Raw genomic sequence first — 18,263 nt, 5'->3', positions numbered from 1 at the left:
CTCGCCGCGTTTCGGGTACAACGGCGGCATGATCACGTGGAGCAGGTTCTGGGAGTCCGACGTACCCCGCGACACCCACGAAGGCCTGGCCGAGCTGTTCGCCCACGCGTACCCACGCAGTGCCGCGAAGTTCACGGGAGCCAGGAGCTGGTCCAACGCCCGCCCGGAACGCCGGATCGTCGGCGTCCTCGACGGCAGGCCCGTGGCCCACTTGGGCGTCCTGCGCCGATTCCTGCGCACCGGTGACGGCGGGAGCGTGCTGGTCGGCGATGTGGGTTTGCTGGCGGTCCACCCCGACCTCCACCGCCAGGGCATCGGGGGTCAGCTGCTACACCGCGCGGCGGCTCAGTTGGCTGAACTGGAGGTGCCCTTCGGCTTCCTGACCTGCGGAAACCACGTCGTGCCGGTCTACCGGTCCGCGGGCTGGCACCGGCTCGACGGCCAGGTCACGAGAATGATCGACAGCCGCGGTGAGACGGTGGTCTACGGCGAGGCGTCGATGGTGATCCCGGTCGGCGCGGGGCTGTCCGACTGGCCCCATGGCCAGTCGGTCGACCGCGACGGGTGGGAGCTTTAGCCCTTCATCCGCTCGTAGATCTTCTTGCAGTCGGGGCAGACCGGGGAACCGGGCTTGGCCGCCTTCGTCACCGGGAACACCTCGCCGCACAGCGCTACGACCATGGAGCCCATGATCGCGCTCTCGGCGATCTTGTTCTTCTTGACGTAGTGGAACATCTTGGGGGTGTCGTCGCTGGTGGTGTCGGTGCCCTCGGGCGTGGTGTCGACATCAGGCCGCGTCTGGGTGGGTGCGCTCACCTGTCCATGATGCAACATCGGGTCAAAATCATGCGTACACGGTCCGCGGGCCGGCAGGATGCGCGCATGTTCCAGAAGGTGTTGGCGAGCTTGGGCTCGGGTGGCGCGAAGGTGGACGCCCGCATCATCGACCCGGCGGTACGTCCCGGTGGCACGCTGCGTGGCGAGGTGCTGCTGACCGGCGGGCAGGTCGACCAGCAGGTCGAGTCGCTCGGGGTGTCGGTGTTGGCCCGGGTCGAGACCGGGAACACGACCGCCGACCTGCCGGTTCAGTCGGTGCACCTGGCGGGCCGCGAGCTGATCCGAGCCGGTTCGCAGATCACCGTCCCCTTCGAGGTGCAGCTGCCCTGGGAGACCCCGGTCACCTCGGTGCTGGGCAAGCACCTCACGGGCATGGCCGTGGGCCTGCAGACGAACCTCGACCTCGCGGGCAGCGTCGTCGACCCGCAGGACGTCGACGCGATTCCGGTCGAGCCGCTGCCCGCGCAGCACCGCATCCTCGACGCGATGAGCCGGATCGGGTTCCAGTTCCGCGGGGCGAACCTGGAGAAGAACCGGCTCGACGGCGTCGACCAGCAGCTCCCCTTCTTCCAGGAGATCACCTTCACCCCCTCCCCCGCGTTCGCGCAGGCCTTCGCCGAGGTGACGGTCACCTTCCTGGCCCGCCCGCAGGACGTGCAGGTGGTGCTCGACGTGGTGAAGAAGGTGCGGGTCGCCAAGGGTGGCGGGCTCGGGTCGCGCAGCCAGTCGATGCTCGGCAGCTTCGTCGTGCAGAACGCGACCCTCGCGCAGAACAACTGGGAGAAGCAGCTCGAAGCCTGGTTCCACCAGGTAGCCGCCCCCCGCGGCATCTTCGACTGACCCGCGAGTCGCCCCGCCAGGCAAACGAGTCGCCCCTTCCAGCAAGTGAGTTGGACATTCGCGCGAGCGACTCCGACCTTCGCGCGAGGCGAATGTCGAACTCACTCGCCTGGAGGGGCGACTCGTTTGCTGGGAGGGGCGACTCGCGGTGGGGTGGGATGATCTGTGGGTGAGTGAACTGAGCACTGATCATCTGGTTCTGTCCGATGAGGTCGCCGACGCGCTGGCTGAGGGGCGCGCTGTGGTGGCGCTGGAAAGCACGTTGCTGGCGCATGGGCTGCCCGCGGGGCGCAACCATGAAGTAGGCGTCCGGTTGGAGCGGGTGGTCCGGGAGTCGGGGGCGGTGCCCGCGACGATCGCGGTGCTCGACGGCAAGGCGCGGATCGGGCTCAGCGAAGCCGAACTCGACCGGGTGTGCGCGAAGGACTCCGGCCTGGTCAAGCTCTCCCGCCGCGACCTGGGCCCTGCCCTCGCGCTCGGCCGCGACGGCGCGACGACGGTGGCGAGCACGGCGACCCTCGCCCACCAGGCGGGCATCGGTGTGTTCGCGACCGGCGGCCTCGGCGGCGTGCACCTCACCCTCCCGCGCGGCGCGGCGGCCTGGGATGTCTCCGCCGATCTGGACGTCCTGTCCACGACCCCCGTCGTGGTGGTGTGCTCCGGGGTGAAGTCGGTGCTCGACATCGCCGCGACCGTCGAGGTCCTGGAGACCCGCTCGGTCCCCGTCCTCGGCTACCGCACCGACGCCTTCCCCGCGTTCTACCTGCGCGTCTCGGCCTTCCCCGTCCCGTGGCGGGTCGACAACCCCGCCGACGCGGCCGCGGTGATCGACGCCCACCGCACGCATGTCCCCGGCGGCGCGGGTGTGCTGCTGGTCAACCCGATCCCGGTGGAGCACGAACTCGACCGCGAACTCCACGACCGGCTGCTGCAGGACGGCATGGACCTGCTCAAGCAGCGCGACATCCGCGGCAAGGACGTCACCCCGGTGCTGCTGGAGCACTTCCACACCGCCAGCGAGGGCGCGAGCCTCACCGCGAACATCGAACTCGTCGCCGACAACACCCGGGTGGCTTCCGAGGTGGCCGTCGAGCTGGCTCAGTCCCGCCGGTAGAGCCGCGCCACCACGTCCTCGATCTGCGGTTCCCGCACGGAGAGGTCCCGCAGCGGCACGGCCTTGGCCAGCGCGGCGACGACCTCGCCCGCGGTGGTGCCGTTCAGCTCCAGGGTGACCCGCCTGCCCTCGACCGATACGACGGACGCGCCGGGCAGGCGCACGTCCGCGGGCCAGTCGGCATCGAGGTCGGCGACGATGGTGCGGCGCGAGCCGTAGCGGGCGTGCAGGGCGTCGAGGGTGCCGTCGTGGACGACCCGGCCGTGGTCGATCACGACGAGCCGCTTGCAGAGCTTCTCGATGTCGGCGAGGTCGTGGGTGGTGAGCACGACGGTGGTGTCGCCGCGCTCGTCGAGTTCACCGAGGAACTCCCGGACGGCCTGCTTGCTGAGCACGTCGAGGCCGATCGTCGGCTCGTCGAGGAACAGCACCTCGGGGCCGTGCAGCAGGGCCGCGGTCAGCTCGCCGCGCATCCGCTGCCCCAGGGACAGCTGGCGGACCGGGGTGCGCGCGAACTCGGCCAAGCCCAGCAGGTCGGTGCACCGGGCGAGGCGGGCGGCGTGGTCGGCGGCGGGCACCTGGTAGATGTGTCGGAGCAGGTCGAACGACTCGGCCAGCGGCAGGTCCCACCACAGCTGGGACCGCTGGCCGAACACGACGCCGATGCGCCGGGCGAGGGTGGTGCGCTTGGCGACCGGTTCAAGCCCGCACACCCGCACCTCCCCCGCGCTGGGTGTCAACACACCGGTGAGCATCTTGAGCGTCGTGGACTTCCCCGCGCCGTTGGGCCCGATGTAGCCGAGCAGCTCGCCTTCGCGCACGGTGAGGTCGACGCCGTCCACCGCGGACACCACGTGCCGCTCTCGGCGCAGCCTGCCGACCTTCCGGTTGACCGTGAAGTCCTTGCGCAGCCCCGACGCTGAGATGATCATGACCCCGTACTCCGGTAGTGGCGGACGCCCGTGCGCCAGAACAAGGCGGCGAGCCCGGCGGCGATCAGCGCGACGGCAGGCGAGCACCAACGCAGCCAGTCCGGGGCGCCGAGCGGGTCGGCGCGGCCGACCAGCGCGAGCGTGGGCAGGTAGGCGACGAAGCCGAACCCCAGGGCGCTCGCGAAGACAGTGCGGAACCAGCCGCCGTACATTGTGGACGGATAGGCGCTGAAATCCCTGCCGCCGTAGGTGAACGCGTTGGCCATCTCGCCGGACTCCACCCACCAGAAGGCCAAGGTGGAACCCGCGATGAAGAAGCTGCCGAAGAACACGGCGCCCGCGACGGGTGCGCCGACCGCGTAAACGGCCCGGGCGAGATCCCAGTCGATATCGGCGATAGCCAATGCCACGACGTAGAGAACGAGTCCCTGCACCGCGCGGCCGACCCGGCGTGGGGCGAAGTTGACCGCGAGCAGTTGCCACAGGGCCGAGAGCGGACGCAGCAGCAGCGTGTCGAACAGGCCGGTGCGGACGTAGTCGCGCAGCTTGTCGGCATTGCCGACAACCAGGTCGGCGACCGCGAAAGCGAACGCCGACAGCGTCGTGAGCAGGAAGACCTCCGTGCCGCCGAAGCCGCCGAGGCTGCCCGCGACCGAGAACAGGACGAACACCGTGGCGAGGTCGAGCCCGTTGAGCATCACGCTGCCGATGACCTCGACCGCGAACGACGTCCGGTACTGCGTCTGGCTGCGGATCTGCGCGCGAAGCACGTGTCCGTACACCGCCGCCCTACCCACCTTGGATCACCAGCTTCGCGACCGCCCTGGCCTGCACGACCCGGCACGCCCACAGCAGCACGACGGCCCAGAACAGCTGCAGGGCGAGGATCTCCGGGCCGCCGCGCTCGACCGCGATGTCGACCGGACCCTGCAGCAGGCACGCGAAGGGCGTGCCGATCCACAGGAACGTGCTGAGCCAGTCCGGCAGCAGCGTCAGCGGGAAGTACAGGCCGCTGCCGGTCCCGGCGAGGAACACCCAGAACATCGTCACGCCCCGAATGTCGAGCAGCCAGAACGCGGTCAGCCCCAAGAGGTAGCGACACGCGAACCCGACCACCACCGCGAGCACGATCGACACGGCGAACAGCACATAGGTGACGGCACGCGCGGGCACATAGAGCTCGAACGCGAGTGCGCCGACGACCAGTGGTGCCGAGAACCTGGTCAGCATGGCGAATCCGGCCCGGCCGACGTCGGTCCACAGGTATGTCCACAGTGGATCGATTGGGCGCAGCAGGTCGGCGGTGATGTCGCCGGAGCGAACTCGGTCGGCGAGGTCGAGCATCGTCCAACTGTTGACCACGGCGAGCATCCCCTGGCCAAGCCATACGTAGCTCGCCAGTTGGGCGCCGGTGTACCCGGCGACCCCCGCAGCTGTGCCGGCGGCGACGGCAAGCAGCACGTAGCAGCGGAGGAACCCGAAGACCGTGTTGGTGAAGATGCCCGCGACGGTCGCCTGCCGGTAGGTGGCATAACGGCGGAACCCGGCGCCCGCCAGCGCCCAGGAGGCAGACAGCATGAACCGACCTCCTCGAGGGGTTCGGTGGCGGGAATGGCGGGAGTGGTTTTCTACCGTAGGCACGATCGTCGCGCGACCCATTAACCCCAGGAGGCACGCATGGCGGTTCGACCGGCCGTGGTGGTCGTCGGCGACGCGGCGCTCGACGTGGTCGCCCGGCACTCGGGTCCGATCGCCCACGGCGACGACACCCGGGCCCGGATCTCGCTGACCATGGGCGGCGCCGGGGCGAACACCGCCGCCTGGCTCGCGCACCTGGGGTGCGACACCACGCTGGTGTCCAACATCGGCGACGACCCGGCCGGGGCTCAGGTGCGGGCCACGCTGACCGCGGCGGGGGTGCGCTGCGAGTTCACCGTCGACCCCGAAGCCGCCACCGGCTGCGTGGTGGTGCTGGTCGACGACACCGGCCAGCGCAGCATGCTGCCCGACCGGGGAGCCAACGCCCGGCTGCGGACCGCCGACCTCGACCTCACCGGCAAGCGCCACCTGCACCTGTCCGGCTACGTCCTGCTCGACGCGTCCTCACGGCAGGCAGGCCTCGACGCCCTGGCCGCCGCCCGAGCCGCGGGCCTGACGACCTCGGTGGATCCGCAGGCGGCCGCCCTCATCGACGACCCGTCAGCGTTCCTGGACTGGGTGCGCGGCGTCGACCTGCTCCTGCCCAACCGCGACGAACTGCGGAAGTTGACGGGCGCGGGCGACGCGCGCGATCTGCTGCGCGCGGTGGGCGCGGTCGCGGTGACCGACGGCCCGCTGGGCGCGTCCTGGGTGTCACCCGACGGAGTGGAATCGGTGACCGCTCCCCCGGCGCCGTGTGTCGACAGCACCGGCGCGGGCGACGCGTTCGACGCTGGGCTGATCACCGCATGGGTCAGTGGTGCCTCGCCGAGAAACGCGCTGCTGGCAGGCGTCGCGGCGGGCTCGGACGCGATCGGTCGGGTCGGTGCTCAGCCGTCGATCACGTGACGCTGGGACGGCTCGATGGCGCCCTTGTCCCGCTGGAACCGGTTGACGTCCTCGGCCCGGCGCGGCGGCCGGTCGTTGGCGATGAGGACCGCGACCCACGGCAGCGGGATCGACAGCACGACGAACCCGAGCGCCAGCCACCACGTCTCGTGGAACATGCCCGCGAGCAGCAGACACGGGATGCGCAGGCCCATCATGATCATGTATTTGCGCTTGCGCGCGGCGAACTGCTCTTCGTACGACGGCTGGGCCTCGGTGATGAGAACCGGGGTGTCGTCCCGCTCGGCGCCTCTCACGACACCACCTCCATGCCCCCATCCTCCCACCGTCGGGACGCAGTTGCGCCATCCGGGTGGAAGTCGGTGAGTATTCGTTAACGCACCGGTAGAAACAGACGCATGACGGTTCAAGGCGTCGAATTCCTGCCGGATTCACGGCGGGACTGGCAGGACTCACCGGCGGCGCGCAGGCGCCACGCGGTGACCGAGGCCAACCTGACCCGCCACCTCGACGGCCCCCAGCGGGTGCTCGACGCGGCGGGCGGCACCGGGCACGACGCGGTGCGGCTCGCGCTGCGCGGCCACGACGTGACCGTCCTGGACCCGGCGGGCGCGATGCTGACCGCGGCGATGGCCTGCGCCGACGACCACGGGGTCGCCGACCGGGTGCACGTGGTGCAGGCGATGGCCGAGGACGCCCCGGAGCTGTTCGGCCCGCACGACTTCGACGTCGTGCTGTGCCACAACCTGCTCCAGTTCGCCGAGGACCGCGTCGGCCTGCTGCGCGCGCTCACCGCGCCGCTTCGCGAGGGCGGCCTGCTCTCGGTCGTCGGACCGGCGAGCGGGGCGCTGTTCGTCTGCCCGGCGAGCGACGTGCTCGACGACTTGCGCGCCGCGGGCGCGGAGGTCTTGGCGCACTACGGCGTGGACGTGCAGAGCGGGCATCCGCTGTCCTACTTCCAGATCATCGCCCGCAACGTTTGATCTTGTCCGGCTGCGCGGACGCGGCGGGCCCGTGCGACCATTCCCGGGTGCTTCCGCGTCTGACCGACCAGTTCTGCGACCGCCTCCGGGACACCCTGCGGACCAGCGGGTTCGACGCCGACGGGGTGGTGGCGACCCTTGGCGACGAGGCGCACGCCGCCCTCGGCCGCTTCGAGCCCGAACCCGCCCGCCGGGCCACCCGCGGCGGCTCCCCGCTCGACACGCTGATCCGGCTGTTCCTGGTCGGCGACCCGGCACCGCGTACGAAGGCCGAGCAGGCGCTCGGCGACGTCGACGAGGCGGCCGCGGCGGGTCTGGTGCGGGTCGACGGCGACGACGTGCGGGCCGCCCTCGACCTGCGCCCCTACGGCGACGACCAGGGCAACTGGTGGGTGCTGGCCGACCTCGGCGACGACCGGCTCGGCAAGCCCGTCGACACCGAGCACGTCCTGGGCATCGGCCACGCCTCGCTGAGCCTGGCCCGCGCCACCATGCGCCGGAAAGTCGGCTCGGTGCTCGACCTGGGCACCGGCTGCGGCATCCAGGCCCTGCACGCGTCCCGCCACGCCGACCGGGTCACCGCCACCGACCTGTCGGAGCGGGCGCTGGCGTTGGCCGAGGCGACGTTCCGGCTCAACGGGTTGAGCGTGGAGACGCTGCGCGGACCGTGGTTCGAGCCGGTCGCTGGACGCAAGTTCGACCAGGTCGTGTGCAACCCGCCGTTCGTGGTCGGGCCGCCGCGCGTGGACTTCGTCTACCGCGATTCAGGCCTCGGCGGCGACGACGCCAGCGCGCTGGTGGTGCGCGGCATGCGTGACGTGCTGGCCGACGGCGGCGTGGGCCAGCTGCTCGCGTCGTGGCTGCACCGACGCGGCGAGGACTGGGGCGACCGGGTCGCGAGCTGGCTGCCCGACGAGGGCCTCGACGCCTGGTTCGTCCAGCGCGACGTCGCCGAGCCCGCGCTTTACGTGGGCACCTGGCTGCGCGACACCGGGGTCGACCCGCGCTCGCCGGAGGGGTCGGCGAAGGCGGCGGCATGGCTCGACTGGTTCGAGGCCAACGACGTGGTCGGCATCGGGTTCGGCTTCGTCACCATGCGGGCCACCGACAGCGACACCGAGGTGGCCTGCGAAGACCTGCGCCACGCCTACGACGACCCGCTGGGGCCCGAGACCGGCGCCTGGCTCGACCGCGTCGCGTGGCTGCGGGCCCACCAGGACCCGAAGGCGCTGCTGTCGGCACGGCTGGTCGTGCCGCCGACGGTCGTCCTGGAGCAGGTGTCCGAACCGGGCGAGAACGGCTGGTCGGAGCTGGTGCGCAGGCTGCACCGCACGGACGGCCCGGGCTGGCAGCAGGAGACCGACGAGCTCGTCACGGCCCTGCTGGCGGGCTGTCGTGGTCAGCTCCCGCTCGGTGAGCTGCTGGCGCTGCTGGCGGCGGGCAACGGCCTGTCCGCCGACGAGGTCGTCAACGCGGCGCTGCCGGTGGTCGCCGAGCTGATCCAGCACGGCATGGTGCTGCCGGTGGAGCTGGCGTGAGGGCCGTGGCGGCCCGGGTCACGCGCGCGAGCGTGGTCGTCGAGGGCGAGACGGTGGGCAAGATCGATCAGCCAGGTCTGCTGGCGCTGGTGGGGGTCCACGTCGACGACACCCCCGAACAGGCCACGACGATGGCACGGAAACTGCACGAACTGCGCATCCTGCGAGACGAGGAGTCGTGCGCGTCCGCGGGCGCCCCACTACTTCTAGTGAGCCAATTCACACTCTACGGAGAGACGCGCAAAGGCAGGCGTCCGACGTGGACCGCCGCCGCACGACCGGAGATGGCCCAGCCACTCTTCGACGCTGTGGTGACCGAACTCCGCAAGCGTGGAGCACACGTCGAAACCGGCGTTTTCGGTGCCATGATGGCAGTTGAGAGCGTGAACGACGGCCCGTTCACCGTGCTCGTGGAAACCTGATCCACGCCTATCCCGTTGCGTCGTCCGTGGACGGTCGCGGTTCTCAGGGAAAGCTCAGGTAAGCACGAGCAACCCCCTGTTCTTGGCTGGCGTCTTCATAGGTGAGAACCCGGGAACGAAATCCGGTGCACCGACGTTTTGCAAGACAGAACCACAGCGACAGGGGGAGGAGCACCATGACGGTCCCGCAGCAGCGCGAACCCGAGGTCACCTACGAAGCCGCCGACCTCGACGCCCAAGGGCCCGCGGCCGACCTGGTCCGCGTGTACCTCAACGGGATCGGACGCACGGCGCTTCTCACCGCGGCGCAGGAGGTGGAGCTGGCCAAGCGCATCGAGGCGGGGGTCTTCGCGCAGCACATGCTCGACACCGCGCCACAGCTCTCGCACGGCCGCCGCGCCGAGTTGCGCGCGCTGATCGCCGACGGGCACACCGCCAAGAACCACCTGCTGGAAGCGAACCTGCGGCTCGTCGTGTCGCTGGCCAAGCGCTACACCGGCCGCGGGATGCCGCTGCTCGACCTGATCCAGGAGGGCAACCTCGGCCTGATCCGCGCGGTCGAGAAGTTCGACTACACCAAGGGTTTCAAGTTCTCCACGTACGCGACGTGGTGGATCCGCCAGGCGATCACCCGCGGCATGGCCGACCAGGGACGCACAATCCGGCTCCCGGTCCACCTCGTGGAGCAGGTCAACAAGCTGGCCCGGATCAAGCGCGACCTGCACCAGGCGCTGGGCCGCGAGGCGACCAAGGACGAACTGGCCCGCGAAGCGGGACTGACCCCGGAGAAGGTCCGCGACCTGCTCGACCACGCGCGTGACCCGGTGAGCCTCGACATGCCGGTCGGCGCCGAGGAAGACGCCCCGCTGGGCGACTTCATCGAGGACGGCGAGGCGACCGACGCCGAGAGCGCGGTCATCTCCGGCCTGCTGCAGGACGACATGCGCCGCGTGCTCGCCACCCTCGACGACCGGGAGCAGTCGGTGATCCGGCTGCGCTACGGCCTCGACGACGGCCAGCCGCGCACCCTCGACCAGATCGGCAAGCGCTTCGGGCTCTCCCGCGAGCGTGTCCGCCAGATCGAGCGCGAGGTCATGTCGAAGCTGCGCCAGGGCGAGCGGGCCGAGAAGCTGCGGGCCTACGCCAGCTGACAAGGTCTTTCCGAAGAAAGTCGGCGACCCTGAGCAACCTCCTGGCCGCCCGCTACGTCACCTAATCAGCAGCGTTGACATGTGACGCCAGTCACGGCAACGTTCAGCACAGACCGCGCGACACGGAACACCATTTCGGTGTTCCGTGATCGCATTCGACGGGAGGTCGGGACGGCCGGGGGCCGCCCCGGCCTTCCGGCTTTCCAGGGCTTGGTGAACGACTCCCGAGCGGCCGGAAATACAAAAACAATTCACCATATTCGCTTTATCTGACTATTTTTCCCCGCCACGGAACGCGACCGCCCCCTGGACTGAATGGGTGAACGGGCGTTGCGACAGGCGGCGTCTCATTCTTTGGCGACCGGTTGACACCCATCTGCCCCGGTTAGATCATTTCCGCATGTGCACCCTTCTCGTCCTCGTCGGACGACTGCATGTGGACCTGCGTCAGCAGGCCAGCGCGCTCTGTCTGAGCCGCTGACGTTCCCGCACGCCCACTGAGGGCGTCTCGCTTCAGCTCACCCAATCCCATTTCGCAAGACATCCAGCGTGCGCTGGAAGGACTCGTCGCGCCGAATTCGCGCGCCGGGAGTTCGACGCGCCCTTTTTCGCACGCGAACGTATTCGGGGAGAACCATGTCCTGGAATTCGCCGTATAGGCGGAAAACCCTTATCGGGGCCATAGCGGCGGTACTCGCCGCGGGCACCGTCACCTACGGCGGCGAGTCCGCCGTCGCCTACGCCGACGTGCAGACCTTCACCGACACCAAGACCGCCGCCGACGGCAAGACCTACTGGGTCAAGAACCACCTGGTCGGCGGGGTCGCCGCCCGCGCCGCGGGGCCGCGCAAGAAGTGGCTGCTGGTGTGGGCGGGCGACGAGAACATCGCCGACACCCTGGTCAAGGACGTCAAGAACCTGCCCGGCTCGATCGCGGGTGGGCTCGGCAAGGTCGTCAACGCCCTGCCGGGCCCGGATTTCCTCGCGGTCATCGACGCCACCGAGGGCTCCGAGACCTACGGCAAGGTCGTCAACACCGCCACGGTCGGCCCGCTGGTGGAGAACGAGCCGCACCACATGCAGTACGTGTGGCACAAAGGCGACACCGTCTACGCGGGCGCGCTGTTCGCCGCGGCGACCTACGCCTTCGACGTCAGCGCGCTGCCGCAGCTCAAGCTCAGGGGCATCAGCCTGCCCACCCAGACACTCGGCGGCTCGGTGCCCGACGCGTACTGGACGCTCAAGGACGGCACCGCCTACGGCACCTACATGGGCGGCCCCGTGCTGCCCGGTCCGTACGCCTACGCCAACGGACAAGTGGCCGTGGGCAACGGTTTCGCCGGAAGTCCCGGTGCGCTGATCCGGTTCGACCGCGACGGCAAGGTGCTCTCGCAGACCTCGGCGGCGACCCCGCAGGGCGACAACGAGAAGCTGTGCGCCAACCTCCCGCGGCTGGGCAAGCCGACTTGCGCCAACCCGCACGGCATCCAGGCCCGCGAGGACCTGAACACGCTGGTGACCAGCGACTACGCCGAGCCGCGCAACATCATCCTCGACCCGGTGAAGCAGCCGTCACCGTATCTGCGCAGGCCGACCGTGCGGACCTGGGACATCTCCGACCGCGACAACCCGAAGCTCCGCGCGGTGTCGTACCTGCAGGACGGTCCGCGGGCCGATCCCGCGGACCCGCTGCACGCGGAGAGCCGCGCGGTCATGGAGACCACGGTGACCAACCTGCCCGGCCACAAGGGTGCCTTCGCCCAGACCATGCAGGGCGGAGCCGTGCACTACACGCCGGACATCACCGCGCCGGAGCCGAAGTGGGTGGAGGTGTTCGACGACGGCTCGGCCAACAAGGCGATCCACGCGGGCAACGACACCAACGGCGGCGGGTCCAACGGCGGCTGGATCCAGACCAGCCCGGACGACAAGTTCCTGTACCGGGCCATCACCGGCCGGGGCAAGGGCGCGCTCGGACCCAACGACCCGGGCACCACCGGCGGTGTCTACGTCCTCGACATCCGCAAGCTCCTGGCGGCGGGCCCGAACTTCACCTGCCGCGTGGACACCCCGGCCGAGGCCCGCGTCGGCGGCGCCGAGTCCGACTGCCCGACGGTGGCGGGCGCGGTGCCGATCAACCCCGGCCAGCCCGCGGCCGGTCCGCACTGGGGCGCGTACGACAACTTCGAGCTGGGTGAGGACGGCTTCTACCGCGAAACCACCTCTCCGGACCGGCTCGCGGTGTCGAACTACTTCGTCGCCCGCTCGGGTCTCGACGGCGACCACAAGGTCAACGTGCTCAAGCTGAGCCCGGACGGCAAACCCACGCTGGACACGGAGTTCAAGGACGAGTTCAGCGGCCAGGTCGGGATCAACTTCAACCGGCGCAAGTGGCCGCACGGCGACTTCGGCAACGCCAAGCCGCACTCGGAGCTGTTCGTCGTGGCCGACGCGGATGTGAAGTAGCGATGGAGCATCCCCATGGCGGTCTCGTGGCGGAGGCCTCGGCGTGGCCGGTCGCACTGCGGCTGGCGCTGCTGCTGGTCACCGCGTTCGTCGCCGGTGTCGGCCTGGTCCAGCCGCGGGCGACCGGGCGGGTCTGGATCCTGACCGCCCTGCTGGCGGCGGTGTCCGCCGTGCTCGCGGGTCTGTCGGTGTTCGTCACCGACGTCGCCGTCCTCGGCGCGGTGGCCCACGCGGTGCTCGTCGCGCTGGTGCCTGCGCTGCTGGGCAGGCCCGCCGCGCGGTGGGCGTCGGCCGCGGTCGTGCTGCTGCTGGTGATCGAGACCGCCATGGGGCGCTCGGGCGTCGAGTTCGCCGCGGACACCGTCTACGTGGCCGCCGCGGTCGCGTGGTTCGGCCTCGCGGTGCACGCCCTGGCCGGGTCCGCGCCGGGCAGGCGAGGACAACTCGCGCTGACACTCGGCGGCATTCTGGTGCTCGCGGGCGCGGCCCGGCTCGGCACCTCCGGCGTCGCGTTCGACCGGCGCGTCCACACCAGCGGCTACGGGCTGGCCTTGGTCGCGGTGGTGGCGCTGCCGCTGCTGGTGACCGTGCTCGCGGCACTGCCTCGGGGCACGGACCGCGCGTTTCGGCTCGGCACGGCGGGAATCGTCGCGGCGTTCGTGGCGTGGAGTTCGCTGGTCGCGATCCCGCGGCCCGCGGACCTGCCCATCGCGGGCGTCCCCGTTCTCGCCGAGGCCGCCCTCGGTGAGGCGAAGGTGCCGGTGCTGATCAGTCCGCACCGGCCCGGTCGCAACCTGGTGCACTTCCCGGCGAGTGCGGGCAACCGCCTGGAAGTGCGGGTCGCGGACGGTCCGGCGGTGCCCGCCACCCCCAGGGCTGGCGCCGAGGGCACGTGGGCCGAGGTCGACCTCCCCTCGGGAGTCGGCGAGGTCTCCGTCGTCTCCGGGGGCGACAGCGACACCGTCGAGGTCGACCCAGGCACCGACGCCGGCCCGACCCAAGCGGCCGGAGTCGACGGCCCCGAGTGCGCGAGCGCCGCACTCGGCGGTCTGCTCGCGGGGCGCCGGGAGCAACTGACGAGGTGCCCGTCGGATGTTCTGTCCACAGAGGATGAGACGGCGCTGCGCAAACTAGTCGGCTTTCTCGGCTCGCGCGGCGTCACCGGCCTCACGATCCGCGGCGACGACTCACCCCGCGCGAGCCAGGCGGCCGAGGCGGTCAGGTCAGCAGCAGCTGAGGCAGGTCTGCGGATCGACCCGGAACCGTTGCCGGACAACGCGTTGGTGGTCGTGGCCGGGTGGTCGACGGCCGCGGCGGCATTGACCACGGCCGCCGCCCAGCAGGCCGATGCCCCGGTCTTCGGCTACGGCCTGTACCTGGCGCCGTGGCTGTTGAACACCCCGCTGGCCACCTCGGTCACCACCGTGTCCGCACCATTGCGATTCGACCCGCGCGAGCAACTGCCGGTCAGTTACGCGATAGCGGTGGGCAACGGCTTCGGCGGCGAAAACCCCACGGTCGCTGGATTCGACGCCTGGCTGGGCAACCGAAAGGTCACCGGTGAAGTCCAGATCTTCGCCGCCGCCCAGGTGACCGTGATGCCGATGGGCCCGGGTGAAGTCCACACACCTGGGATGCCGATGTCGGAGGAACTCGCGGGCCAGTGGGTTCCGAAGGCCACGATCGTGCCGGTCAGCGCAGTGCTGCTCGGCTGAGAACCCTTACACACCAAGGAGATGACGAAGTGAAGACAGTGTCCCGAGTGCTCGCCACCGGCTTCGCGGTGGCGACCCTGAGCCTGACGGCGGCGGGCGTAGCCGGCGCCGCCGAGCAAACCCCGCAGAACACCCCGATCTGGCTCATCCCCGGCGTCGACCTCGGCCCTCTACTCGACCCGACAACCGGACTACCGGAAGCCCTCGCCCCGGTATTCGGCCTGCTCTCCCTGATCGGCGCCTGACCTAATTCGCATACCAGGAAAGGAAACCCCATGAAGAACACAATCACCCGCACACTGTTGGCAGCCACCCTGGCCGGCCTCGCCGTCACCGCAGCAGCCGCGCCGGCACTCGCCGACCCAGTCATCGTCGACGAACCCGACACCAGCAACCTCAACAACGTCTGGACCTTCACCCCAGTCCTGGGCGTGCCAGTCCTCGGCCTCGTCCAGTCAATCGTGCGCGCTCCGAACAACATCCTGCCCGTCTGACCACCACCCCCCACCACACCGAACATTCCCACCTAAGCGCCGGTCGGGTGGTTCAGCTTTATCTGGGGGGAGAAGGACCTAAACTCGCGTGGCGCGGGGCAGTTTCTTCACCCTGCCCGCTTTACCCGCGCAGGTCCTTCTCCGGGGTCCCCAGATCAAGCTGAACCACCCGACCGGCACCCCACCAAACCCCGGAGGACCCGGTGTCGGCGCCCACCAAATCAAGTTTCCCGACCTCACGACCCGCCCCCATCGCCCCCGAGCCGGACCCAGTGCGAGCGATTCCCCTGGCAACAGCACTGCTGCTGGCGGCAATCCTGAGCACCTACGTCTGGACAACCTTCGGCCCCAAATCCGGCACCCTCCTCATCCTCGGCCTAGGACTGGGAATCACCCTCTTCCACTCCCGCTTCGGCTTCACCTCGGCTTGGCGCCAACTGATCGCGGTAGGCAACGGCCAGGGCCTACGAGCCCACACCCTCCTGCTAGGCACAGCAGCGACCCTGATCGCCCTGATCGTCGTCACCAGCTCAGGCCCCACCCCCAAAGGCGGCCCCATCGGCTTGGCGCTCTTCGCCGGAGCGGTCCTCTTCGCCATCGGCATGCAACTCGGCGGCGCCTGCGCCTCCGGCACCCTCTTCGCCGTGGGCGCAGGCCAGTCGGCGATCGTGCTCACCCTGGGCGGTTTCATCGCCGGATCGGTCGCCTACACGTGGGCATTCCCGATCTTCGACGGCTGGCCCCAGCTGGCCCCGGTCGTCCTCGCCGACCACGTCGGCTGGCTCGGCTCCTGGCTGATCACCGTGGCCGCCCTCGCCGCGATCGTCGCGGTCACCCAAGTCGTCCAGAAACGACGCACCCCTCCCCCAGTCGACAGCGTCCCCACCGCGAAAGGCCTCGCCCGGATAGTTCGTGGCTCCTGGCCGATGCTCGTCGGCGCCGCCGTCCTAGGCACGCTCGCCGCCGCGGTCTTCCTCGTCTCAGGCGGGATCTGGGGTGTCACGTTCGCCTTCGCCCTCTGGGGCGCCAAGCTCCTGCAGGCACTCGGCCTGCACCCGGAACTGTGGGAGTTCTGGCAGAGCGCGAGCAACGCCAAGGCGCTGGCCGCGCCGATCTGGGTCGACAAGACCAGCCTCACCAACATCGGCATCATGATCGGCGCCGCCATCGCCGCCGCCGCGGCCGGTGTGTGGCGGATCCACCGCCGCATCCCCTGGCGCACGGCCCTCGCGGCGGTCCTCGGCGGCATCCTCATGGGCGTCGGCGCCCGGCTGGCGGGCGGCTGCAACATCGGCGCCTACCTGGGCGGCATCTCCGTGGGCAGCCTGCACGGCTGGCTGTGGGGTGTGTTCGCCCTGGGCGGCACCTGGATCGGTCTCGCGCTGCGGCCCGTGTTCGGCCTGGCGAACCCGAAGCCCGCCGACAGCGCCTGCTGAGCCGGAAGGTGGTCAGTGCCACGTGGGGAATGGCGAAGCTCGCGACGGCGGCGGGGTACGTTCATGGGCAACTTGGACGCGCGCAAGGGAGCCCGCACATCGTGACCGCCACCACGAATTTCGAGTACACCGACGTATTGCCGCTCGCCCCGGACCGGACCACCGAGTACCGGCTGGTCTCCCGGGACGGTGTGCGGGTCGTCGAGGCCGCGGGACGCCGGTTCCTCGAAGTCGACCCGGCGGCGCTGACCCTGCTGGCGAAGGAAGCCATCAAGGACATCCAGCACCTGCTGCGCCCCTCCCACCTGGCCCAGCTGCGCGCGATCATCGATGACCCGGAGGCCAGCGGCAACGACCGCTTCGTCGCCATGGACCTGCTGCGCAACGCGTGCATCGCCGCGGGCGGCGTGCTGCCCATGTGCCAGGACACCGGCACGGCGATCATCATGGGCAAGCGCACCGAGACGGTGCTGACCGGCGGCACCGACGAGGAGGCCCTCTCCCGGGGGATCTTCGAGGCCTACCAGGAGCTGAACCTGCGGTACTCGCAGATGGCCCCGGTGACGTTCTGGGACGAGAAGAACACCGGCACCAACCTGCCCGCGCAGATCGACCTGCACACCAAGCCCGGCACGGACCCGTCGTACGAGTTCCTGTTCATGGCCAAGGGCGGTGGGTCGGCCAACAAGACGTTCCTCTACCAGGAGACCAAGGCCGTCCTGAACCCCACGCGCCTGGCGAAGTTCCTCGACGAGAAGCTGCGGTCGCTGGGCACGGCCGCGTGCCCGCCGTACCACCTGGCGATCGTCGTCGGCGGGCTGTCGGCCGAGCAGAACCTCAAGGTCGCCAAGCTGGCCTCAGCGCGCTACCTCGACAACCTGCCCACCGAGGGTTCCGCGGCGGGCCACGCCTTCCGCGACGTCGACCTCGAGCAGCAGGTCCTCGAGATGACCCGCCAGTTCGGCATCGGCGCCCAGTTCGGCGGCAAGTACTTCTGCCACGACGTGCGGGTCATCCGCCTCCCCCGGCACGGCGCGTCCTGCCCGGTCGGGCTCGCCGTGTCCTGCTCGGCCGACCGCCAGGCCAAGGCGAAGATCACCCCGGACGGCGTGTTCCTGGAGCAGCTCGAACGCGACCCGGCACGGTTCCTACCCGAGGTCACCGGTGAGGACCTGTCCGACGAGGTCGTCAAGATCGACCTGACGCTGCCGATGTCGGAGATCCGGGAGACGCTGGCGAAGCTGCCGGTGAAGACCCGGCTGTCGCTGACCGGCCCGCTGGTCGTGGCCCGCGACATCGCCCACGCCAAGATCAAGGAACGCCTCGACGCGGGCGAGCCGATGCCGCAGTACCTCAAGGACCACCCGGTGTACTACGCCGGACCGGCCAAGACACCCACCGGGTACGCGTCGGGCTCGTTCGGCCCGACCACCGCGGGCCGCATGGACTCCTACGTCGAGCAGTTCCAGGCGGCGGGCGGGTCCATGGTGATGCTGGCCAAGGGCAACCGGTCTCGCCAGGTGACCGACGCCTGCCAGAGCCACGGCGGGTTCTACCTCGGCTCGATCGGCGGCCCGGCCGCACGGCTCGCGCAGGACTGCATCAAGAAGGTCGACGTCCTGGAGTACGCGGAACTGGGGATGGAGGCGGTCTGGAAGATCGAGGTCGAGGACTTCCCCGCCTTCATCGTCGTCGACGACAAGGGCAACGACTTCTTCGCGGGCACCTCCGCCCCGACCCTCCAGGTCACCTTCCGCCGCTAGCCCGACAACGCCGAAACGCGGTCCC

Annotated in this window: 19 protein-coding genes; 14 read left to right on the top strand and 5 right to left on the bottom strand. The window is 70.1% G+C overall.

All coding sequences use genetic code 11. The features are described 5' to 3' along the window. Positions 1-28 precede the first annotated feature (28 nt). Complete coding sequence (locus C8E96_RS19405) at positions 29-577, top strand: GNAT family N-acetyltransferase (RefSeq protein WP_091371521.1); 549 nt, start codon at positions 29-31, stop codon at positions 575-577. Here C8E96_RS19405 and C8E96_RS19400 read toward each other — a convergent pair. Beyond that, positions 574-816 carry a DUF3039 domain-containing protein gene (locus C8E96_RS19400; RefSeq protein WP_228769736.1) on the bottom strand — a complete coding sequence of 81 codons (243 nt, stop codon included), beginning with the start codon at positions 814-816 and terminating at the stop codon, positions 574-576. The two genes, C8E96_RS19405 and C8E96_RS19400, sit on opposite strands and share 4 nt — an antisense overlap. 66 nt (positions 817-882) lie before the next feature. Here C8E96_RS19400 and C8E96_RS19395 point away from each other — a divergent pair, with 66 nt between their 5' ends. Both C8E96_RS19395 and C8E96_RS19390 read left to right on the top strand, forming a co-directional pair. Next, positions 883-1,677, top strand: coding sequence for a sporulation protein (locus C8E96_RS19395; protein WP_091371525.1), 795 nt, complete (start codon positions 883-885; stop codon positions 1,675-1,677). Positions 1,678-1,846: 169 nt separating this feature from the next. Next, a complete protein-coding gene (locus C8E96_RS19390; protein ID WP_166658052.1) occupies positions 1,847-2,791 on the top strand; it encodes a pseudouridine-5'-phosphate glycosidase in 945 nt (314 codons plus the stop codon). Here C8E96_RS19390 and C8E96_RS19385 read toward each other — a convergent pair. From C8E96_RS19385 to C8E96_RS19375, 3 genes are read right to left on the bottom strand one after another with little or no spacing between them, the layout of a single operon-like run. After that, complete coding sequence (locus C8E96_RS19385; protein ID WP_091371527.1) at positions 2,776-3,723, bottom strand: ABC transporter ATP-binding protein; 948 nt, start codon at positions 3,721-3,723, stop codon at positions 2,776-2,778. The genes C8E96_RS19390 and C8E96_RS19385 overlap by 16 nt on opposite strands. Continuing rightward, positions 3,720-4,505 carry an ABC transporter permease gene (locus C8E96_RS19380; protein WP_228769737.1) on the bottom strand — a complete coding sequence of 262 codons (786 nt, stop codon included), beginning with the start codon at positions 4,503-4,505 and terminating at the stop codon, positions 3,720-3,722. The genes C8E96_RS19385 and C8E96_RS19380 overlap by 4 nt, the downstream gene beginning before the upstream one ends. 7 nt (positions 4,506-4,512) lie before the next feature. After that, positions 4,513-5,301, bottom strand: coding sequence for an ABC transporter permease (locus C8E96_RS19375; RefSeq protein ID WP_228769738.1), 789 nt, complete (start codon positions 5,299-5,301; stop codon positions 4,513-4,515). Between the two features lie 99 nt (positions 5,302-5,400). Here C8E96_RS19375 and C8E96_RS19370 point away from each other — a divergent pair, with 99 nt between their 5' ends. Continuing rightward, positions 5,401-6,270 (top strand): carbohydrate kinase family protein, encoded by an 870-nt coding sequence (locus C8E96_RS19370; RefSeq protein ID WP_091371533.1) that lies wholly within the window; start codon positions 5,401-5,403, stop codon positions 6,268-6,270. On the opposite strand, the gene C8E96_RS19365 is transcribed toward C8E96_RS19370, so the two are convergent. After that, on the bottom strand, positions 6,252-6,566 hold the full coding sequence (locus tag C8E96_RS19365; protein ID WP_091371535.1) for a DUF3099 domain-containing protein: 315 nt from the start codon (positions 6,564-6,566) through the stop codon (positions 6,252-6,254). The genes C8E96_RS19370 and C8E96_RS19365 overlap by 19 nt on opposite strands. A gap of 102 nt (positions 6,567-6,668) precedes the next feature. On the opposite strand from C8E96_RS19365, the gene C8E96_RS19360 reads away from it, so the two are divergent. The 10 genes from C8E96_RS19360 to C8E96_RS19315 all read left to right on the top strand — a co-directional run bounded on the left by C8E96_RS19360 (position 6,669) and on the right by C8E96_RS19315 (position 18,238). After that, entirely contained in the window at positions 6,669-7,253 is a 585-nt protein-coding gene (locus tag C8E96_RS19360) for a class I SAM-dependent methyltransferase (RefSeq protein WP_091371537.1), read from the top strand. Between the two features lie 47 nt (positions 7,254-7,300). Beyond that, positions 7,301-8,791, top strand: a complete 1,491-nt coding sequence (locus tag C8E96_RS19355; protein WP_091372794.1) for a DUF7782 domain-containing protein — start codon at positions 7,301-7,303, stop codon at positions 8,789-8,791. Then, positions 8,788-9,213, top strand: coding sequence for a D-aminoacyl-tRNA deacylase (gene dtd / locus C8E96_RS19350; RefSeq protein WP_091371540.1), 426 nt, complete (start codon positions 8,788-8,790; stop codon positions 9,211-9,213). Before C8E96_RS19355 ends, dtd begins: the two co-directional genes overlap by 4 nt. A gap of 176 nt (positions 9,214-9,389) precedes the next feature. Further along, a complete protein-coding gene (locus tag C8E96_RS19345) occupies positions 9,390-10,364 on the top strand; it encodes a sigma-70 family RNA polymerase sigma factor (RefSeq protein WP_091371542.1) in 975 nt (324 codons plus the stop codon). Positions 10,365-11,000: 636 nt separating this feature from the next. Continuing rightward, the gene (locus C8E96_RS19340; protein ID WP_228769739.1) at positions 11,001-12,830 is read left to right on the top strand and encodes a selenium-binding family protein; all 1,830 of its coding nucleotides are present in this window, start codon (positions 11,001-11,003) and stop codon (positions 12,828-12,830) included. A 2-nt stretch (positions 12,831-12,832) separates the two neighbouring features. After that, positions 12,833-14,545, top strand: coding sequence for a serine/threonine-protein kinase (locus C8E96_RS19335; protein WP_091371544.1), 1,713 nt, complete (start codon positions 12,833-12,835; stop codon positions 14,543-14,545). 29 nt (positions 14,546-14,574) lie between these two features. Then, positions 14,575-14,790, top strand: coding sequence for a hypothetical protein (locus C8E96_RS19330; RefSeq protein WP_133794586.1), 216 nt, complete (start codon positions 14,575-14,577; stop codon positions 14,788-14,790). A gap of 30 nt (positions 14,791-14,820) precedes the next feature. Further along, on the top strand, positions 14,821-15,039 hold the full coding sequence (locus C8E96_RS19325) for a hypothetical protein (protein ID WP_091371548.1): 219 nt from the start codon (positions 14,821-14,823) through the stop codon (positions 15,037-15,039). 203 nt (positions 15,040-15,242) lie between these two features. Next, positions 15,243-16,475 carry a YeeE/YedE family protein gene (locus C8E96_RS19320; RefSeq protein ID WP_407642638.1) on the top strand — a complete coding sequence of 411 codons (1,233 nt, stop codon included), beginning with the start codon at positions 15,243-15,245 and terminating at the stop codon, positions 16,473-16,475. A gap of 101 nt (positions 16,476-16,576) precedes the next feature. Continuing rightward, positions 16,577-18,238 (top strand): fumarate hydratase, encoded by a 1,662-nt coding sequence (locus C8E96_RS19315; RefSeq protein WP_091371553.1) that lies wholly within the window; start codon positions 16,577-16,579, stop codon positions 18,236-18,238. The last annotated feature ends 25 nt before the right edge of the window (positions 18,239-18,263 follow it).

This window comes from Actinokineospora alba, assembly GCF_004362515.1.
In the GTDB taxonomy this organism is placed as follows: Bacteria; Actinomycetota; Actinomycetes; order Mycobacteriales; family Pseudonocardiaceae; genus Actinokineospora; species Actinokineospora alba.
This window is presented reverse-complemented; position numbering and strand designations above follow the sequence as displayed.

Bases quoted from the DNA above. Each gene is read 5' to 3' on its own strand.
- C8E96_RS19395 (WP_091371525.1), top strand. From the start codon at position 883: ATGTTCCAGAAGGTGTTGGCGAGCTTGGGCTCGGGTGGCGCGAAGGTG.
- C8E96_RS19360 (WP_091371537.1), top strand. From the start codon at position 6,669: ATGACGGTTCAAGGCGTCGAATTCCTGCCGGATTCACGGCGGGACTGG.
- C8E96_RS19335 (WP_091371544.1), top strand. From the start codon at position 12,833: ATGGAGCATCCCCATGGCGGTCTCGTGGCGGAGGCCTCGGCGTGGCCG.
- C8E96_RS19340 (WP_228769739.1), top strand. From the start codon at position 11,001: ATGTCCTGGAATTCGCCGTATAGGCGGAAAACCCTTATCGGGGCCATA.
- C8E96_RS19370 (WP_091371533.1), top strand. From the start codon at position 5,401: ATGGCGGTTCGACCGGCCGTGGTGGTCGTCGGCGACGCGGCGCTCGAC.
- C8E96_RS19375 (WP_228769738.1), bottom strand. From the start codon at position 5,301: ATGCTGTCTGCCTCCTGGGCGCTGGCGGGCGCCGGGTTCCGCCGTTAT.
- C8E96_RS19385 (WP_091371527.1), bottom strand. From the start codon at position 3,723: ATGATCATCTCAGCGTCGGGGCTGCGCAAGGACTTCACGGTCAACCGG.
- C8E96_RS19325 (WP_091371548.1), top strand. From the start codon at position 14,821: ATGAAGAACACAATCACCCGCACACTGTTGGCAGCCACCCTGGCCGGC.
- C8E96_RS19345 (WP_091371542.1), top strand. From the start codon at position 9,390: ATGACGGTCCCGCAGCAGCGCGAACCCGAGGTCACCTACGAAGCCGCC.
- C8E96_RS19405 (WP_091371521.1), top strand. From the start codon at position 29: ATGATCACGTGGAGCAGGTTCTGGGAGTCCGACGTACCCCGCGACACC.